At 59.7% G+C, this 17,678-nt stretch carries 17 protein-coding genes and 4 pseudogenes; 11 read left to right on the top strand and 10 right to left on the bottom strand.

The window, feature by feature from the left end; translation table 11 throughout:
- Positions 1-6 precede the first annotated feature (6 nt).
- The 6 genes and pseudogenes from AB4Y31_RS30560 to AB4Y31_RS30535 form a co-directional block, all read right to left on the bottom strand.
- Entirely contained in the window at positions 7-306 is a 300-nt protein-coding gene (locus tag AB4Y31_RS30560; protein WP_368677264.1) for a ferredoxin family protein, read from the bottom strand.
- Positions 303-1,613, bottom strand: a complete 1,311-nt coding sequence (locus AB4Y31_RS30555; RefSeq protein ID WP_102607360.1) for an FAD-dependent oxidoreductase — start codon at positions 1,611-1,613, stop codon at positions 303-305. Before AB4Y31_RS30555 ends, AB4Y31_RS30560 begins: the two co-directional genes overlap by 4 nt.
- 10 nt (positions 1,614-1,623) lie before the next feature.
- Positions 1,624-2,739 (bottom strand): electron transfer flavoprotein subunit alpha/FixB family protein, encoded by a 1,116-nt coding sequence (locus AB4Y31_RS30550; protein WP_107154004.1) that lies wholly within the window; start codon positions 2,737-2,739, stop codon positions 1,624-1,626.
- A complete protein-coding gene (locus tag AB4Y31_RS30545; protein WP_102607362.1) occupies positions 2,736-3,584 on the bottom strand; it encodes an electron transfer flavoprotein subunit beta/FixA family protein in 849 nt (282 codons plus the stop codon). The genes AB4Y31_RS30550 and AB4Y31_RS30545 overlap by 4 nt, the downstream gene beginning before the upstream one ends.
- Before the next feature lie 14 nt (positions 3,585-3,598).
- Positions 3,599-3,937, bottom strand: coding sequence for a nitrogenase stabilizing/protective protein NifW (nifW, locus tag AB4Y31_RS30540; protein WP_102607363.1), 339 nt, complete (start codon positions 3,935-3,937; stop codon positions 3,599-3,601).
- Between the two features lie 71 nt (positions 3,938-4,008).
- A pseudogene (locus AB4Y31_RS30535) lies at positions 4,009-4,894 on the bottom strand (homocitrate synthase); the annotation flags it as partial.
- A 472-nt stretch (positions 4,895-5,366) separates the two neighbouring features.
- Here AB4Y31_RS30535 and nifB point away from each other — a divergent pair.
- From nifB to hisC, 5 genes are all read left to right on the top strand, one after another.
- Positions 5,367-6,965 carry a nitrogenase cofactor biosynthesis protein NifB gene (gene nifB, locus AB4Y31_RS30530; RefSeq protein ID WP_368677282.1) on the top strand — a complete coding sequence of 533 codons (1,599 nt, stop codon included), beginning with the start codon at positions 5,367-5,369 and terminating at the stop codon, positions 6,963-6,965.
- 19 nt (positions 6,966-6,984) lie between these two features.
- On the top strand, positions 6,985-7,380 hold the full coding sequence (locus AB4Y31_RS30525; protein WP_368677263.1) for a nitrogen fixation protein NifZ: 396 nt from the start codon (positions 6,985-6,987) through the stop codon (positions 7,378-7,380).
- An 11-nt stretch (positions 7,381-7,391) separates the two neighbouring features.
- Positions 7,392-7,670 carry a nitrogen fixation protein NifZ gene (locus AB4Y31_RS30520; protein ID WP_368677262.1) on the top strand — a complete coding sequence of 93 codons (279 nt, stop codon included), beginning with the start codon at positions 7,392-7,394 and terminating at the stop codon, positions 7,668-7,670.
- Positions 7,671-7,701: 31 nt separating this feature from the next.
- On the top strand, positions 7,702-7,920 hold the full coding sequence (gene nifT, locus AB4Y31_RS30515) for a putative nitrogen fixation protein NifT (protein ID WP_102607366.1): 219 nt from the start codon (positions 7,702-7,704) through the stop codon (positions 7,918-7,920).
- A gap of 199 nt (positions 7,921-8,119) precedes the next feature.
- Positions 8,120-9,187, top strand: a complete 1,068-nt coding sequence (gene hisC, locus AB4Y31_RS30510) for a histidinol-phosphate transaminase (protein WP_368677261.1) — start codon at positions 8,120-8,122, stop codon at positions 9,185-9,187.
- A gap of 37 nt (positions 9,188-9,224) precedes the next feature.
- Here hisC and AB4Y31_RS30505 read toward each other — a convergent pair whose 3' ends face one another.
- Both AB4Y31_RS30505 and AB4Y31_RS30500 read right to left on the bottom strand, forming a co-directional pair.
- Positions 9,225-9,467, bottom strand: a complete 243-nt coding sequence (locus AB4Y31_RS30505) for a zinc ribbon domain-containing protein (RefSeq protein ID WP_368677260.1) — start codon at positions 9,465-9,467, stop codon at positions 9,225-9,227.
- A 217-nt stretch (positions 9,468-9,684) separates the two neighbouring features.
- The gene (locus AB4Y31_RS30500; RefSeq protein ID WP_368677259.1) at positions 9,685-10,293 is read right to left on the bottom strand and encodes a hypothetical protein; all 609 of its coding nucleotides are present in this window, start codon (positions 10,291-10,293) and stop codon (positions 9,685-9,687) included.
- Positions 10,294-10,801: 508 nt separating this feature from the next.
- Here AB4Y31_RS30500 and nifH point away from each other — a divergent pair.
- The 3 genes from nifH (at position 10,802) to nifK (ending at position 14,855) form a co-directional block, all read left to right on the top strand.
- Positions 10,802-11,683 (top strand): nitrogenase iron protein, encoded by an 882-nt coding sequence (gene nifH / locus AB4Y31_RS30495; RefSeq protein WP_102607370.1) that lies wholly within the window; start codon positions 10,802-10,804, stop codon positions 11,681-11,683.
- A gap of 78 nt (positions 11,684-11,761) precedes the next feature.
- Entirely contained in the window at positions 11,762-13,222 is a 1,461-nt protein-coding gene (nifD, locus tag AB4Y31_RS30490; protein WP_368677258.1) for a nitrogenase molybdenum-iron protein alpha chain, read from the top strand.
- Between the two features lie 73 nt (positions 13,223-13,295).
- Entirely contained in the window at positions 13,296-14,855 is a 1,560-nt protein-coding gene (nifK, locus tag AB4Y31_RS30485; RefSeq protein ID WP_368677257.1) for a nitrogenase molybdenum-iron protein subunit beta, read from the top strand.
- A gap of 465 nt (positions 14,856-15,320) precedes the next feature.
- On the opposite strand, the gene AB4Y31_RS30480 is transcribed toward nifK, so the two are convergent.
- Entirely contained in the window at positions 15,321-15,965 is a 645-nt protein-coding gene (locus AB4Y31_RS30480) for an IclR family transcriptional regulator (RefSeq protein WP_368677256.1), read from the bottom strand.
- A gap of 25 nt (positions 15,966-15,990) precedes the next feature.
- Here AB4Y31_RS30480 and AB4Y31_RS30475 point away from each other — a divergent pair.
- From AB4Y31_RS30475 to AB4Y31_RS30465, 3 genes and pseudogenes are all read left to right on the top strand, one after another.
- Positions 15,991-16,365: pseudogene (locus tag AB4Y31_RS30475) on the top strand (dicarboxylate/amino acid:cation symporter); the annotation flags it as partial.
- Positions 16,366-16,421: 56 nt separating this feature from the next.
- A complete protein-coding gene (locus AB4Y31_RS30470) occupies positions 16,422-16,736 on the top strand; it encodes an aminotransferase class V-fold PLP-dependent enzyme (protein ID WP_368677255.1) in 315 nt (104 codons plus the stop codon).
- Positions 16,737-16,979: pseudogene (locus tag AB4Y31_RS30465) on the top strand (integrase core domain-containing protein); the annotation flags it as partial.
- A gap of 43 nt (positions 16,980-17,022) precedes the next feature.
- Here AB4Y31_RS30465 and AB4Y31_RS30460 read toward each other — a convergent pair.
- A pseudogene (locus AB4Y31_RS30460) lies at positions 17,023-17,678 on the bottom strand (hypothetical protein); the annotation flags it as partial.

The raw sequence follows: 17,678 nt of genomic DNA, 5'->3' as shown, positions 1-17,678 counted from the left end.
GTTCCTCTAGCCGAACTTGAACAGTATGCCGTGCCCGCCGCGCGGGTACTCCCATTCGATGTTATCGTGGTCCGCACAGAGGATGCGGCAGCTGCCGCATTCCAGGCAGCCGTCGGCGATCAGTGTGACCGTGCCGTTGCTCTCGACTCTGTAGCACGATGCCGGGCAAACGAACGTGCAGCTTTTCTCGCCACATTCGTCGGTGCAGACGTCCGCATTCCTGATCTGGACGTGGGGCCGGCCCGCGTCCACGCGGTAGCGGTTCTGAAAAAGCTTTTCCTCGATGTTGACAGCGATGTTGCTCATCGGAAGGCCCTCCAAAGCTTGTATGCATCGCCGACAAGGCCAGTGAGCGAGCGGCTTCTACGGAAGCTTGCCATGACCTCGTGCTTTTTGGTTTTCTTGTCGACGCCGTCGACAGTGAACATCGTGCGGGCCGCGTTTGCGACGAGGTCCGGGTATGTCGTAAAGAACTGTGGATTGCGGTGCAGGATGTTCGGCATGTCGCGATACTTGTATAGATCCTTCATCACGAAGCTGTCGTCAAGCGCGGCCTTATACACCGAAAGCTCGTTTGCGCCGTAACCGCGCCCGGCTGCTTTCGCCGCGATCACGGTCTCGGCGGCGAGGCGCCCGGTCGTCATTGCGAGGTTGGACCCTTCGCGATGCGCGGCATTGACGAAGCCACCCGAGTCTCCGACGATCATCCAGCCGTTGCCGTAAACCTGCGGAATCGCGTTGAAGCCGCCTTCTGGAATGAGGTGCGCGCAATACTCCTTCATTTCGCCACCGGCAATCAGCGGCGCGATTGCCGGATGATGCTTCATCTCTTCGAGCAGGACGTACGGGCTTGTGCGGTTTGGGTTTTTCTTGAAGTCACTCAGCATGCAGCCGACGCCGATGGTCAGCGATTCTCTGTTCGTGTACAGGAAGCCTGTGCCCACCATCCCGTCGGTGATACGGCCGACCATCTCGATCACGACACCTTCCTCGTCGCCTATGTTGAAGCGCTGACCAATGGTCTCTTCTGGCATGAAGAGAATTTCCTTAACGGCCAGGGCAACGTTGCTCGCCTGAATTTCATTGTGAAAGCCGGCCTTGCGTGCGAGTGTCGAATTCACGCCGTCAGCGAGAATCACGACGCCGGCATAGACGTCGCCTTGTTCACGGTCGCATTGCACGCCGACGACCTGGTCGTTGTCCAAGATCAGGTGATTCACAGTCGTCTCGCAGATTAGCAACGCGCCGGCTTCGCGCACCTTTGATGAGAACCACTTGTCGAACTGCGCACGGATGATCGTGTAGCGGTTATATGGCGGCTTGTTGTAGTCGTCGCTGCGCAGGTGAGTGCCGACGAACGACGTTTCGTCGAGCATCCACATACGCTGTTCGATGATGTGGCGCTCGAGCGGCGCGTCGTCACGGAAATCGGGAATGATCTCTTCGAGTGCATTCGCATAGAGGATTGCGCCCTGCACGTTTTTGCTACCGGGATATTCGCCGCGTTCGATCTGCAGCACCTTCAGTCCGCTCTTGGCCATCACGTAGGCCGCGGCGTTGCCAGAAGGTCCGGCTCCGACGACGATCGCATCGAATTGCGAGGGTATTTTCATCCGATTCTCCTCACGCGATTGCTCTGTCGCATAGTGCCAGACGGTCTGCGCACGCGCGCGTGAGAGCCGGCAGTACCTGCAGTGCGTCGGCAATAATGCCGTAGTGCGCAAAGTCAAAAATCGGCGCGTTCGGGTCTGTGTTGATCGCGACGATTAGGTCCGAGCTTTCCATGCCGACGCGGTGCTGGATCGCTCCCGAGACGCCCGCCGCGATGTAGAGCTTCGGCCGTACCGTCTTCCCAGTCTGCCCAACCTGACGGTCGGCCTCGACCCAGCCCGCCTGCACGCAAGGACGTGTCGCGCCGACTTCGCCACCCAGCGCGCGCGCCAACTCGAAGACGAGGCGAAAGTTCTCAGGACTCTTCAGCCCCTTACCGCCGCTAACGATCACGTTCGCGTAGGGCAGGTTGATCCGGTTGCTCTCCGTATCGGCGATGAAGTCGATCAGTTTCGTCACGATGTCGGCCTCGATCATGTCAAGCGTCTCCTGAACGATCTCGCCGCCGCGGCCCGCCTGAATCTGCGGCATCGCCATGACGCGCGGGCGCACCGTCGCCATCTGCGGGCGGTACGCAAGCGTCATGATCGTACACAGCAGCGAGCCACCGAAAGTCGGCCGCGTGGCCGCGAGCGCGCGCGAGGTCGGGTCGATGTTCAGCGCCGTGCAGTCGGCGGTGAGGCCAGTGGCGAGCGTCGTCGCGACCGAGCCCGCGAGATCGCGGCCCATCGAGGTGGCGCCGAGCAGCAGGATTTCCGGCTGATACTTGTTGACGAGATCGGTCAGCCCCCTGGTGAACGGCTCATTGCGATAGCCGAGCAGCACTGGATCGTGAATGACGTACGCTTTATCGGCGCCGAAGCAGAAGGCCTCCTCGGCAAACTGCTCGAGAGGCTCATCGGAGCCGCCGAGCACCGCGACGGCGACGTCGCTGCCGAGCTTGTCCGCGAGCTTGCGTGCCTCACCGAGCAGTTCCCACGACACGCTGTGCACGTGGCCGCGGTCGTGCTCCAGGAAGACCCACACGCCCCTGTAGACTTTCAGGTGTTCGGGTAGTTCGAAGTTGCGGCCGCCGGCCGGTTTAGTGGGCGCGGCCGGCTTCTTGTCCGAGGTGGCGGGCGAGTTCATGAAGTCCTCTTCATCAGCAGGTCCGCCTCCAATGTCGGATGGCGGGTGAATAACTTATGCAGCAGTTTCAGCGACACGTCAGGCAGGCTCGACATGTTGAGTTCTAGCATCTCGGCTTTTTCGCTGCGCGGCGTCGGACCGAACACCTTGCTCACCACTGTCGGGGAGCCCTTTAACCCGATCTTGCTCACGTCCTCGATGCCAGCCTGCTCGCGGTTCCATTTGCGCACCGGAAAGCCCGCCGCATGAATCATCGCCGGCAGTGTCGCGAAGCGTAGCTCGTTCGTGTTCTCCAGCATCGTCACCAAGCATGGCAGCGCAGTTTTCAGCACCTGTACGCCGCCTTCGGCGCGGCGCTCGACGACGATCGTGCGAGTACCCAGGTTGGTCTCTACGATCCTGGAAACGTAGGTGAGCAATTGCAAGCTCAAGCGCTTGGCGATGCCGGGGCCGACTTGCGCAGTGTCGCCGTCGATCGTCTGCTTGCCTGTGAAAACAATGTCCACTGCCTGTTCCTTCGTGATCTGTCGGATCGCGCTGGCGAGCGCATACGAGGTCGCGAGTGTGTCGGCGCCAGCGAACGCTCGATCGGTGACGAGCACCGCGTCATCGGCACCGTAGCTGATGCACTTGCGCAATACATCCTCGGCCTGTGGCGGTCCCATGCATAGCATCGTGACTTTGCCGCCGAAGCGGTCCTTCAGCCGCAGCGCTTCCTCCAGCGAGAACAGGTCGTATGGGTTGACAATCGCCGGCACGCCTTGGCGCATGATGGTGTTGGTGACAGGATGGACCCGGATCTGCGCTGAATCCGGAACCTGCTTGATGCAGACGACGATGTGCATTGCAGCACTCCGAGTTAGGCGGCGCCGCCGGCCGGTAATGACGCGTGCAGATTGTCGAGGGAGACTTGCTGTCGTCCGTCGACATCCTGGAACACCTTGAACACTTTCTCCGCCGCGGGCGTGGACACGACGAAATCGTTGTAGGCTTGTTGCAGCAGGCATTGATAGACGGTAAAGAGGCGCGTCTCATTGTCCTGCGGCACAGCTTCCTGTTGCCGGAGATACTGAAAGAAGCGTTTGAGGATGTGCAGGCGGCTGACATTCACCACCTTCTGGTCAAATGCGATGCCAAAGAATTGCAGGAAATCCTCGGCCGAGGAGAGGGTTTTAAGTTGCTCCATGAGTCCTTGCATGTCTTCTAATCACTATTGAACGTACTTTGCCGGCTGAGTTCGAAGGAATCGATTCACTCGCGTGTTCTCCGGTGCTTCGCAATGTCGCCGGTGTGATTGCCAGGGTGCGGCGTAAAGACGCCGCTACGGGCAAATTCTCTTGTTGGAGAAGAGGATGCGGCCCGACGCACTCTTGATCAACCGACGAACTGCGAGCAGGGCCTCGGTATTGACCCCGGTGTCCCGTCCTAGAAAGTGCTGCGCGCCGACGACGATCTCTTCGAGTGCCGCATTGCCGGCTCCCGTGTCCAAGCAGTCGACTGTGGTGTTCGCGTGGGTGGCTCCCGCCCGCAGGGCAGCGAGCGTGTTGGCTGTGGCGAGTCCGAGGTCGTCGTGCGCGTGGATTTCGATCTCGAGGTCGACGGCATCGCGCAGCCTTGCGATGGCCTCGTAGGTCGAAAACGGATCGAGCACGCCAAGGGTATCGGCGAAGCGCACGCGCTGCGCGCCGTGTTGCTGCGCGCAGCGCGCCACTTGCACGAGGAAGGCGGGGTCTGTGCGCGAGGCGTCTTCCATGCCGAGGGAAATCTTGCGGTCGCTCTTCACTGCCTCGGCGATGACGCGCGCGATTTGCTCCAGCACCCATCTGCGCGGCTTCTGCAGCTTGTCCTGCAAACGAATGTCCGAAACGGGAATTGAGAGGTGGACGATATCGGCATTGCAGCGCAACGCCGCGGCAAGATCTCGTGGAGTCAGGTGCCCCCATACCATTACACCGGCGTCGAGATTCAAGTCGACGATCGCCTTGATGCACGCGATTTCGTCTTCGCCCAGGGCGGGGACGCCGACTTCGATTTCGGCGACGCCGGCTCGAGACAGCGCCGCCGCGATCACACATCTTTCCTCGAGCGTGAATGCGACGCCAGCAGTCTGTTCGCCGTCGCATAGGGTGGTGTCGTTGATGATCGGTACGGGCATTTGATCAATCTCTCCGGTTATCGCCCATAGGCTTTGGCGCAATAAACTGCGTTCGGGCAATCGAACATCGGCAGGCTGCGTGAGTCGGCCTGGTGCCTCGAGGCTGCGTGCGCAGCGAAGGGAGGCTGTGCGGTGGAGACAAGTTGTTGTGGCGTTTGCATCGTGCTGGTCATCCTTCAAGAGAGCGCGTCTCGCAGTTTGCAACGACCATGCCACCGTTGTTTTTATTGGCAACTCTCATTGCTTTTCGGTTGGGTTGTTAGTTTTGTCGGTTACATGCGCTGGGTCACAAGTCACGTTCGTTGTGTTTGCGACAGAAATCGGTGCGCTTGTTGCTTTTCTTTGGGGCCGGTGCAACGAGATGAAACGCATGAGCGGCCCGTTTAGCCAGCGTTTCAGTGGACCGGGCGCGAATGGCATGGATCTGGCTGTCACCCGCCGTGTAGTCACTGTCGGTTGTGAGGAGAGATCGATGCAAGATAGCGCCAACGCCTGCACGCTGCCCGCTTCCGCCTACATCGGCATCGGGCAGATAAAGCCCCTGGGATCGACCATGGAAGCGCCGGTCACGCGCAGCGGCTGCGGTTCCCAGCACGGTGATGGCGAGGCGGACTGCGGTTTGTCAGGCAGCCCCGAGGAGCTGCCGGCGGAGGTATGGGAAAAGGTCAAGAATCACCCATGCTACTCGGAAGATGCGCATCGCCATTACGCGCGCATGCATGTGGCAGTCGCGCCTGCATGCAACATCCAATGCAACTACTGTAACCGCAAGTACGACTGCTCGAACGAGTCGCGCCCCGGCGTCGTATCGCAGAAGCTGACCCCCGAGCAGGCTGTAAAAAAGGTGATGACGGTCGCGAACGAGATTCCGCAGATGACGGTGCTCGGAATCGCTGGGCCAGGCGATTCGCTGGCCAACCCTACGAAAATCTTTGACACCTTCCGGATGCTCCGGGAGCAGGCTGGTGACATCAAGTTGTGCCTGTCGACCAATGGTCTTGCGCTGCCGGACCTCGTGGACGAGATCTGCAGGTATGACATCGACCACGTGACGATCACCATCAACATGGTCGATCCGGCCGTCGGTGAAAAGATTTATTCGTGGATTTTCTGGGACCACCGCCGGGTGAAAGGCTACGAGGCCGCGCGCATCTTGCATGAGCGGCAGATGCAGGGACTCGAGATGCTGACTGCCCGTGGTGTACTCACGAAAGTCAACTCGGTCTTGATCCCGGGTGTCAACGACGCGCATCTGGTCGAGGTAAATCGTGAGGTAAAGAAGCGCGGTGCGTTCCTGCACAACATCATGCCGCTGATCTCAGAGCCCAAGCACGGCACGTACTTCGGCCTTAATGGCCAGCGCGGCCCGACCGCGCAGGAGCTGAAGGCTGTGCAGGACGCATGCAAGGGTGGTGCTAACGTAATGCGTCACTGTCGGCAGTGCCGCGCGGATGCGGTGGGCTTGCTGGGCCAGGACCGCAACGAGGAGTTCGCATTCGAGAACATTGAGCAGATGGAGGTCGTATATGACCTCGAGCGTCGCCGCAAATATCAGCGGCGGGTCGAGGTAGAGCGCAACGCGCAGCGCGAGGCGAAGCAAAAGGCGCAGGCCTTCTCACAGGCGGTCAGCATGGCCGGAGACGACCTGAAAGTGCTGGTCGCGGTCGCAACCAAGGGCGGCGGGCGCGTGAACGAGCATTTCGGCCACGCCTCGGAGTTCCAGATTATCGAGGTGAGCGCAACTAAAGTGCTCTTTATCGGCCATCGCAGGGTGGACCAATATTGCCAGGGCGGCTATGGCGACGAAGAGAATCTGCCATCGGTCGTTCGTGCGATCAACGATTGTCACGCGGTCCTGGTCGCGAAGATCGGCGAGTGTCCGCGCGATGACCTTTCGCACGAGGGCATTGAGCTGGTGGATAAGTACGTTGGCGAGATCATCGAGAATGCCGCACTTGCCTGGTTCAACGACTACCGCAGCCGCATCGGCAGTGGAGCGGTGGTGCATAAGTTTCGCGGTGACGCTGCGATCCGACAGGGTGCGTTGACGCGCACGACTGAGGCTCCCTGAACTTTGGCAGGAGCGACTCATGGGTGACATCAACCGCGACGACGACGCGATCGAGATAGCGTCCCCGCCGCGCTTCGGCTTCGGCGAGCGCGTGATCGCTCGCTCGCTTATCCGCAACGACGGCACGTACGCCGGCAGAGATATTGGGGAGGTACTCGTGAACAAGGGCGACGTCGGCTACGTCACCAACATCGGTACCTTCTTGCAGCAGTTCTACATCTACGCGATTGACTTTGTGGAAAGTGGTCACCGAGTCGGCATGCGCGCAAAGGAACTATGCACGCTCGACAAACTGCCCGAAGACATCGTGGCGCGTCTCGGGGAGCGCGCCGCCGCGCTACGCACGATCGGTACGGGTTGCGCTGGCGAGACAGGCGGCGAAAGGGAATCTTCACGCACGCGCGAAACAAGATAGGGGTGCGCTGGATGAGCATCGAATTTATTCAGCCGGAGTATTCGTTGGGCATGCGCGTCATCGCGCTGGACGATCTCTGCAACGACGGCAGCTATCCGGATTGGGGCGAAGGAGGGCGCTTAGTTACAGCCGGCGCGCTCGGCGAGATTGTCAATGTTGGGCGGGTCATCGAGACAGGCGAGCCAGTATACCTCGTCGATTTTGGCGGACAGGTTATCGGCTGCACCGAGGATGAGATCGCGCCTGCCCCCGCCGGACTGTTGCCCGAAGAACCGTGCCGGCGTGCGTAGTTCGCGTTCACTACACCTAGGAGGTTCCGTTGTGAAAGTCATGATCCGCAAGAACAGTATGGGCACACTGACCGCCTATGTACCCAAGAAGGACCTGGAGGAGCCGATTGTGTGGATGGCTCGGCCGCAGATGTGGGGCGGCCTCGTCACGCTCGCGAACGGCTGGCAGCTCGAGCTGCCCGAGATGGCGGCTGGCACGATGCTGCCCATTACGGTTCACGCTCGGCGCGTGAAGGACGAAGTGGATTGACGCGGCGGTCGCGTCGATCAGAGTCATTATCGAGTTGGCCTGCATGCGCCGACGAATGCCGTGCAGAAATCCGCGGGTGCTGAGCGACGGACCGGTATAGTGATGATCAGAAGCAAGCGCCGGACGCGTGCGCCGTGCGGCCGGGCTTCAAGACCGCCGATCGGCCAACCGCTTTGTGTTCCCGTCAGGAGCCCCTGCAGTGTGCCGTTACTGGAGTGACGTCGTTCAGCGGCTGGTGCCGTATATTCCGGGCGAGCAGCCCGCGCGTGCTGATCCGATTAAGCTCAACACCAATGAGAACCCGTACCCGCCGTCGCCGCGCGTCATCGCGGCGGTTGCACGCGAGCTGGGCCAATTGGGAGAGAGCCTCCGCCGCTATCCTGATCCGCTCGCGCGTCGACTCCGCGAGACAGTCGCGGCTCATCACGGCCTGAAGCCGGAGCAAATTTTTGCCGGGAACGGGTCGGACGAAGTGCTCGCGCACACCTTTTGGGCGCTGCTCAAACACGAGAAGCCGCTGCGCTTTCCGGACATTACGTATAGCTTTTACCCAACCTACGCACTGCTCTACGACGTGCGCTATGAAGCCATCCCGCTCGCCGACGACTTCTCGATTCGCTTGGAAGACTACCTCGGCGACGCGGGCGGCGTGCTGCTCGCCAATCCGAACGCACCGACCGGTCGTGCTCTTTCGCTCGCGGACATTGAGCAGATCGTTACCGCAAACCCGTCGTCGGTGGTCGTGATCGACGAGGCCTATGTCGATTTCGGTGCGCAATCGGCGCTCTCGCTGATCGACCACTATCCGAACCTGTTGGTCGTCCAAACGACGTCCAAGGCCCGGTCACTGGCGGGCATGCGGGTTGGCTTTGCATTCGGCCATGTATTGCTTATCGAAGCACTCAATCGCGTGAAGGACAGCTTCAACTCGTATCCTCTCGACCGGCTCGCGCAGGTTGCCGCTCAGGCCGCCTACGAGGACGATGACCATTTCCTGTGCAACTGCCAGCACGTGATCACTAGCCGCGAGCGGCTGAGGCAGGCGCTCGAGAGGCAAGGTTTCGAGGTGGTGCCGTCCGCTGCCAACTTCCTTTTCGTGCGTCATGCGTCGTTCCACGCTGAAGCTCTGGCAAAACGCCTGAAAGATCGAGACATCTTCGTACGACACTTCAAACTACCGCGAATCGACAGGCATCTGCGCATCACCGTCGGCACCGACGACGAGTGCGACGCACTCATTGCGGCGCTGCGCGAGATACTCGACTGACCGTATGGAATGGGACATCTACGTTGCCGCGTCCACTTTAGGCCGGGTCCAGCAGCTTTCTGCGCTCGCGTGCCGAGTAGTTGCTTAAGTGTCCTTGACTTGCAGCCTGGCGCCGCGCCGATGCGACGATCGCCTTGCTTCGTCCAGGGGGAGCCGGGGCGGCGACCTGCTTGTCGAGCGCAGCACTGCCGCAGCGTGGACAGACGGCGATCGTGCCGGGCCGCACCAGTGTTTCGAACTGCAACCGGCAGTTTCGACATTGATATTCGTAAAGGGGCATAAGGAGACTCCTGTGTAAAGGAAAGATGCCGCGCAGCCCGCCGTGGCGGCAGCACAGCCGTCGAATGATTGCTGTGCCTGGCCGACTGCGCCTTCATGTCGGCGGCAGGGCAGTAGGAGCGCCGTGCACTGTAGTTCCAAGCCGCGATAGGCGACTGATGTCGAGCGTCACGCGCGGTAGCGATTTCAATGCGCCCCGGCGCGCGCTCAAACGAACGTCAAACGGGCCGGTTTTCGTTTGGATTGCGCACTGGTCCCATCAGTTCGAGTCCCTCCGCATAGGTGATCGAGTCGAACGTGGCGTCGAATTTGATTCCGGCGTCAGCGATTGCGTCGAGTTTACCGGCTGTGTCCTTCTTCTTCAGGTCATTCTTCTCCAAGTAGAGCAGCTCAAGTATCTCGTTGTAGACGGTCGATTCCAGAATCGGAAGCACATAGAAGATTGCCTTCTCATACTGCACCTGGTAGCGCGTGCTCAGGTCAATGTTGTCGCAAAACAAGAAATACTTACCATTTTCTGATAGGGCGTCGCCGAGCACTTCTGCGACGTTCTTCAGGTGTTCGAAGCTTAGCAGCCAGCCGGCGAAGAACGGCAGATGCCGTTCGCCTACGTCGGCGACCGCCATGAATTGTTCGCAGGAAAGCTCGGGCGGACGCGCCTCGTCGGCGAGCCTCGGCGAGAAGCGCAGTGCGAGCTCGCCGCGAAAGCCGACTCGCCCGAACGTGTTCATGAATCCCTTGAAGACCGGGTTGAGTAGTCGACCTTCGTGCTCCAGCCGGGCGAGGGCGGTGTCATCAAGCTCCTTGCGGGTGAGCGTATAAGTCATTAGTTATTCCTTGTTTCCATAAATTGGGCGCAACGAGAACGCCGGTTCGTACTTGGTCGGATAAACGCGTCGGCTCGTCTGCCGCAATTGCGCATCCGACAACGGAATTGACTACGTAGTGTTGGCCGCTTGTTCGCAATAACTGCACCAGCGGCCACGTGATCAAGCGCATTGCTGAAGAGGGGCACACGAACGTAAAGGCGGCCCTCTGTGCTTTCAGTTTTGTTTGCGACAAAAGGCGCGCCCTTTGTCGGGAAGTCTACGTCGCTGACGTCAGCCGATGCGAATCTGGCAAGCGCGCCAGAAGCCCCGTCCTCCTGGGATTGCGGGGACTCAGGTTGAGATGGCGCGAAAGCTGCTGGAGGGCGGTCCGCGCGGACGCGCTCCGGCCGATGCGTGATTGGACACAAGAAGACTGACGGATATCGCAGGCTGAAGGGATGGTAGCGGTTTTGCAGCGCTGAGATTTGCAACCCTGGTTTCATTATTTCTGAACAGGAGAAGATTAATGACTCAACTTCGACAAATTGCCTTCTACGGTAAAGGCGGTATCGGCAAGTCGACGACATCGCAGAACACGCTCGCGGCGCTTAGTGATCTCGGGCAGAAAATCCTCATCGTCGGCTGCGACCCGAAGGCGGATTCGACTCGGCTGATCCTGCACGCGAAGGCACAGGACACGATCCTTTCGCTCGCGGCAGAAGCCGGCTCGGTAGAGGACCTTGAACTCGATGACGTGATGAAGATCGGCTACAAGAATATCCGCTGCGTCGAGTCCGGCGGTCCGGAACCGGGCGTCGGCTGCGCCGGACGCGGTGTCATCACCTCGATCAATTTCCTTGAGGAGAACGGCGCGTACGACGGTGTCGATTACGTTTCGTATGACGTGCTAGGCGACGTGGTGTGCGGAGGCTTCGCGATGCCGATTCGCGAGAACAAGGCCCAGGAGATCTACATCGTGATGTCCGGCGAGATGATGGCGATGTACGCGGCAAACAACATCTCGAAAGGCATCCTGAAGTACGCGAACAGTGGCGGCGTGCGCTTGGGCGGCCTCATCTGCAACGAGCGGAAGACCGACAAGGAGCTCGAACTCGCTGAGTCGCTCGCGAAGATGCTCGGCACGAAGCTCATTCACTTCGTGCCGCGCGATAACATCGTCCAGCACGCGGAGCTACGCCGGATGACGGTGATCGAGTACGCACCAGACAGCACGCAAGCGGCGCAGTATCGCGCACTGGCCGAGAAAGTCCACCATAACGCGGGCAATGGCGTGATCCCGACGCCGATCACCATGGATCAGCTCGAAGACCTGTTGATGGAGAAGGGCATCATGGTGCAAGTCGACGAGTCGCAAATCGGCAAGACCGCAGCGGAACTGGCCGCCTGACGAATGCTGGGCGACGGTCGCCGCGCATCTAAAGGTGGCCGGGTCCGGTGATGACGTTGCTCACTTATGGAACATTCAATGACCGCGACGGTTGAAGAACGCAAGGCCGCTAATAAGGCCTTGATAGACGAAGTCCTGAGGGCTTATCCGGACAAGATGGCCAAGCGGCGCGCCAAGCATTTGCGCTCCTTTGAGGAAGGCAAGCCCGATTGTGGCGTGAAATCCAACATCAAGTCGCTGCCTGGTGTAATGACGATCCGCGGCTGCGCGTATGCCGGCTCAAAAGGTGTCGTCTGGGGGCCGATCAAGGACATGGTCCACATCAGCCACGGGCCGGTCGGCTGTGGCCAGTACTCGTGGGGCGCGCGCCGCAACTACTACGTCGGCACTACGGGCATCGATTCTTTCGTCACCCTGCAGTTCACGTCTGACTTCCAGGAGAAGGACATCGTGTTCGGCGGTGACAAGAAGCTCGAAAAGATCATTGACGAGGTCCAGGAGCTTTTCCCGCTTAACAAGGGTATCTCGATCCAGAGCGAGTGTCCGATCGGCCTCATCGGTGACGACATCGAGGCGGTGTCGAAGAGGAAGAGCAAGCAGTACGGAGGACATACGATCGTGCCCGTGCGCTGCGAGGGTTTTCGCGGTGTATCGCAATCACTCGGGCATCACCTCGCGAACGACGCGATCCGTGATTGCGTGTTCGAGACCGATGACAGGAAGCGGTCCACGCTTGAGTCGACGCCCTACGACGTCGCGATCATCGGCGATTACAACATCGGCGGCGATGCGTGGTCGAGCCGTATCCTGCTCGAGGAGATGGGGCTGCGGGTGATCGCGCAGTGGTCCGGTGATGGCACGCTTGCCGAACTCCAAAACACGCCGAAATCGAAGCTCAACCTGTTGCACTGCTACCGATCGATGAACTATATCAGCCGTCACATGGAGGAGAAGTATGGCATTCCATGGGTCGAGTACAACTTTTTCGGCCCGACAATGATTGAAAAGAGCCTTCGGGAGATTGCGAGCCGATTCGATGACACGATCAAGGCGAATGCGGAGATGGTGATTGCAAAATACCGTCCGTTGATGGATGCCGTTATCGCCAAGTATAAGCCACGCCTGCTTGGCAAAAAGGTAATGCTATTCGTAGGGGGCCTGCGCCCGCGCCACGTGATTGGTGCTTACGAGGACCTCGGCATGGAGGTGGTCGGCACCGGCTACGAGTTTGCACACAACGACGACTATCAGCGCACGGCGCACTACGTGAAGGACGGCACGCTCATCTACGACGACGTGACCGGCTACGAGTTCGAGAAGTTCGTCGAGCGGGTGCAGCCGGACCTCGTCGGCTCGGGCATCAAGGAAAAGTACGTTTTCCAGAAGATGGGCGTACCGTTCCGCCAGATGCACAGCTGGGATTACTCGGGCCCATACCACGGCTACGATGGTTTTGCGATCTTCGCGCGCGACATGGACATGGCGATCGCGAGTCCAGTCTGGAACCTGGCAAAGGCGCCGTGGAAGAAGACCATGTAAGCGCGGCGTGTTGCGGCCGCGCCCCAGGGGTGCCGGCCGCGCGCTGCTTAGGTTATTGATTCAGGAGCGATTCATGACCCAATCGGTCGAAAAGATTCTCGACTACGAACTGCTGTTTCGCGAGCCGGAGTATCAGGCAATCTTTCGCAACAAGAAGGAAAACTTCGAATTCAATCATTCTGAGGAGGCCGTCAAGCGGGCCGTCGAATGGACGAGGACAGAGGACTACAAGCAGAAGAACTTCGCTCGCGAATCGCTGACCATCAACCCGGCGAAGGCGTGCCAGCCGCTCGGCGCGGTATACGTCGCGAACGGCTTTCACAAGACGCTACCATTTGTACACGGATCGCAGGGCTGCGTCGCCTACTACCGCTCGCATTTCTCGCGGCATTTCAAAGAGCCCACGTCGTGCGTGAGCTCGTCGATGACCGAGGACGCTGCTGTGTTCGGCGGCCTGAACAACATGGTCGACGGACTCTCGAACGCATACAGCCTGTACAAGCCCGAGATGATCGCCGTCTCGACAACATGCATGGCGGAGGTGATCGGCGATGACCTCGACGCGTTCATCAAGAACAGTAAGCAAAAGGGTAGTGTACCGGAGGACTATGATGTGCCATTTGCTCATACGCCGGCGTTCGTCGGCAGTCACGTGACCGGCTACGACAACGCGCTGCTCGGCATTCTCAAACACTTTTGGGACGGAAAGGCCGGGACGGCCGAACCGCTTGCACGCACGCCGGACGACAGCGTGAACTTTATTGGCGGCTTCGACGGGTTCGTGGTCGGCAACATGAAGGAGATTCGCCGAATTTTTGAACTGTTCGGCGTGACGGTCAACGTCATCTGCGATCCGTCCGGGACATGGAACACGCCGACAGATGGGGAGTTCCGAATGTACGAGGGCGGCACAACGAAGGAAGAGGTCGAGCGCGCGCTCAACGCGAAGGCGACCTTCGTGTTCCAGGAGTATTGCTGCGAAAAGACCCGCAAATTCATTGCCGAGCACGGGCAGGAGGTCATCGTACTTAACGCGCCCGTTGGCGTTGCGGGTACCGACCATTTCCTGATGGAGATCTCACGCGTGACGGGCAAACCGATTCCGATTGAACTCGAAAAGGAGCGCGGCCAGCTCGTCGATGCCATGGCGGATAGCCAAGCAATTCTGCACGGGAAGCGCTACGCCCTCTACGGCGATCCGGATCAGATGCTCGGCTACACACAGTTCCTGCTCGAGCTCGGCGCAGAGCCGGCGCACGTGCTTGCGACGAATGGCAACGACGACTGGGCGGCGAAGGTACAGGCGCTGTTCGACGCGTCGCCGTACGGTGTGGAATGCAAGGTCTACCCTAAGCGAGACCTTTGGCATCTGCGCTCGTTGCTGTTCACGGAACCGGTGGATTTCCTTATCGGCAACACCTATGGGAAATATCTCGAACGCGACACTAAGACGCCGCTTGTGCGACTTGTCTTTCCGATTTTTGACCGCCACCACTACCACCGGTACCCGACGTGGGGATATGCCGGTGCATTGCGACTTCTCGTGATGCTGCTCGACGAACTTTTTGAGGCGCTCGATGTAAATACCATCGCGGTGTCGAAGACCGACTACGGTTACGACATCGTGCGCTGAGGGCGGCGCGGTTATCGCCATCTGGCAGTAGCGACAGATTCAATGATCGTCTTCGGCCATATTGGTCGTTAGCGTCTGAGAGCCCGGTTCCCTCGGATCCACCTAATGTCATTGCTTCAATGCATCAACGGATTGAGACGGACTCGGCTAGGCGGCGTTTCTTCGAATTGGAACCGTGATCGGCACGCTGTTGAGAAAGTCCGACAGCCGCGAGAATCACAATCGGGCAAAGGCTATCCTCTCGGAAATGCTGGAAGGCTTGCCGCTGTTTTGCTCGCGTTGGCTTGCTGGTCAGGCTCAATGAGCCGAGGGGATCTTGCTACCGATCTGGCGTCGATGGTTTCACTCTGTCGCGATGGGATCCTGGGCCGCCAGATGGCCCTTCGTATTTATATCGGAAGCATTCCGCAATCCAAGGTTCGTTCCCGCTAAGACACGGTGCGCCACATGCTGAGCGCCGGCCGGTCATGAGCGCCGGCGGGGGACCGCTTTGATGTCGCTCTTGATGGCGACGTAATTGCCGTCGAGAACGCTGAGCATCTTCGTGATACGCAGTGCGGCTGCTTGCAGCATTGGGGCGAGCAACGTTACTTCTTCGAGGGATTTGCGAGCCTTCGGAGCCGAAATACTCAGGCAGGCGATGGTCCTGCCATTCGAGCCATCAACAGGAACGGCGGCGCCAACTACGCCGATTGCAAATTCGGAATCATTGCTGGCATATCCCTGCTTGCGCACCTGCTCGATCTCGTGGCGGAGGCGGCCCGGGTCGACGATGGTGTAGGGCGTAATCGCTTCCCATGGCCCGCTCAACATGAAGGCCTCGAGCTGTTTCTTCTCCATATTGGCGAGGAAAACCCGGCCGCTCGATGTGCAGTGAACGGGAGTGCGGTGCCCTTTCTGAAAGTTGAGCGTCAGCGGTGAATTGCCGATCGCGCTATCGATATAGACCACCTCGGAGCCACGCATCACACCGAGACTCACGGTCTCCGATGTCCGCCGCGAAACGTCCGTCAGCAGTGCGTGAATCGGACCGTGAAAAGCGGACGCCGCCAGCGTCTTGGTCGCGAGTTCCAGAAGGCGAGGACCTGCCTGATAGCGTCCACGCTCCAAGCCATGCTCGAGGAATCCGAACTCTTCCAGGTTACATCAAGCGTTCGCTTCGGTGTTTCTTCTGCAGGCGTACATTCATATGAGCTTCGCGCAGCAACTGAGCATGCTGCTCGTAATGCTCGTTTCGAGCAAGGGGATTGCCGGCGTGCCACGTGCATCGATTGTCGTGGTGGCCGCTACGCTGCCGCTCTTCAACATCCCGGTGGAAGCGATCGCGTTGCTGCTGGGCGCCGATACGTTCATCGATATGGGGCGCACGGTCACGAACGCCGTCGGCAATAGCGTTGCTGCCGCGGTGATCGCGAAATGGGCCGCGCGGCACGCAGGAAAAGGCGAGGCGTCGGTGGATGCGCACGTCGCAGGCAGCCGCCCGGGTGCTGCCGAGTCCGGCAGCCGTTGATGCTCAATATCGCGAGCGCTCCATATCCTCCAATACCGGCTTTAACAGTGGGATGAATGATGAATGTCAGTGAAAAGATCGCCGCCGTCCGCGCACAGTTCCCGGTGACCAAACGGTTTCTCTATCTTGACTCGGCGCATCAGACGTCGCTCTCCGCGAAGGTTCGCGACGCGCTCGAAGAGTTCATGTCCGAGGGCTACGAAATGGCGGGACCGAAGCCCGTATTGTTGCGTCGTGCCGCGGAGACCCGGGAGCGAGTGGCAAAGCTCTTCAACGCAGCCCCCGGCGAAATCGCGTTCACGAAGAATACGTCGAAAGGCCTGAACATCGCCGCCAATGCTCGGCTTTCGCTTCGCGCCAGTTGCCTTTGAATCAAGGACCATGGCATTACTTGCAGCATGAGCTGCCGCGGTGATTGTTGGGACAACGCTGCGATGGAGAGCTTCTTCACCACGCTCAAGACGGAGCGCCTCAGTCGCAGCGTCTATCGCACGCGCAATGATGTCCGCGCAGACGTCTTCGACTACATCGAGCGCTTCTACAATCAACAACGCAGGCACTCGATTCTGAACTTCGTTAGCCCGGTTCAGTTCGAGCAAGGCCTAATGGGCTAGCAAGGGCGTCCGGGAAACCGGGGCAAGGCCAGTCCTCCATGCATCAATGAGTTGCATCGTGGCGTGCGGTATTTGGCCTCTGCACCTTGGCCAGTTCGACTGTCATCCAGATCAGGTCCTTCGACTCAAACGTCGATTTCCAAACAGCTTTACCCACTTCAGCCAGCTTGGCTGCGTCGGCTTCATCGATCTCTCCGAGCACCGGCTGGGAAAGATCCTCAGTGGTCGGGCCATACTGGACGATGAATTTTTGACCCGTGGACTGCGAGAAACGGATCCGGCCGATCGGCGCGTCGCAGATGCGTTCGCGCAGACGAATCGGCGCTGTGCTGACGAAAGGCGACCATGCGTACATCGACTCGCCCGTCACGACGGCGTGATCTTGGATGGTCGTAAAGGGGAGCGCAGCGACGAGATCTGCGCACAGTTCCGGGTTCTCTTTGGTGGCCAGTGTGGCGTTGACCGTGATGTTCAACGGCTTCCATGTGATCCGGATCCGTTGACCGCTGCGGATGTGGGCGCGGGTTGCACCGAGATCTGCCACGGGAGGCGGGGCGGCCTGCAGACGCTCCGCCGGGTACTGGAAGTATTTGCCGAGACCCCACGGGAAGTAGTGGAACGACCAGGCCTGCAGCTTGTTCGTGTACTCGGTGAACGCGCGCAACGCTGTCACGACTTCTTCCCTGGAGGGGTTGTCCT

This window comes from Trinickia sp. EG282A (genome assembly GCF_040965455.1).
In the GTDB taxonomy this organism is placed as follows: domain Bacteria; phylum Pseudomonadota; class Gammaproteobacteria; order Burkholderiales; family Burkholderiaceae; genus Trinickia; species Trinickia symbiotica.
This window is presented reverse-complemented; position numbering and strand designations above follow the sequence as displayed.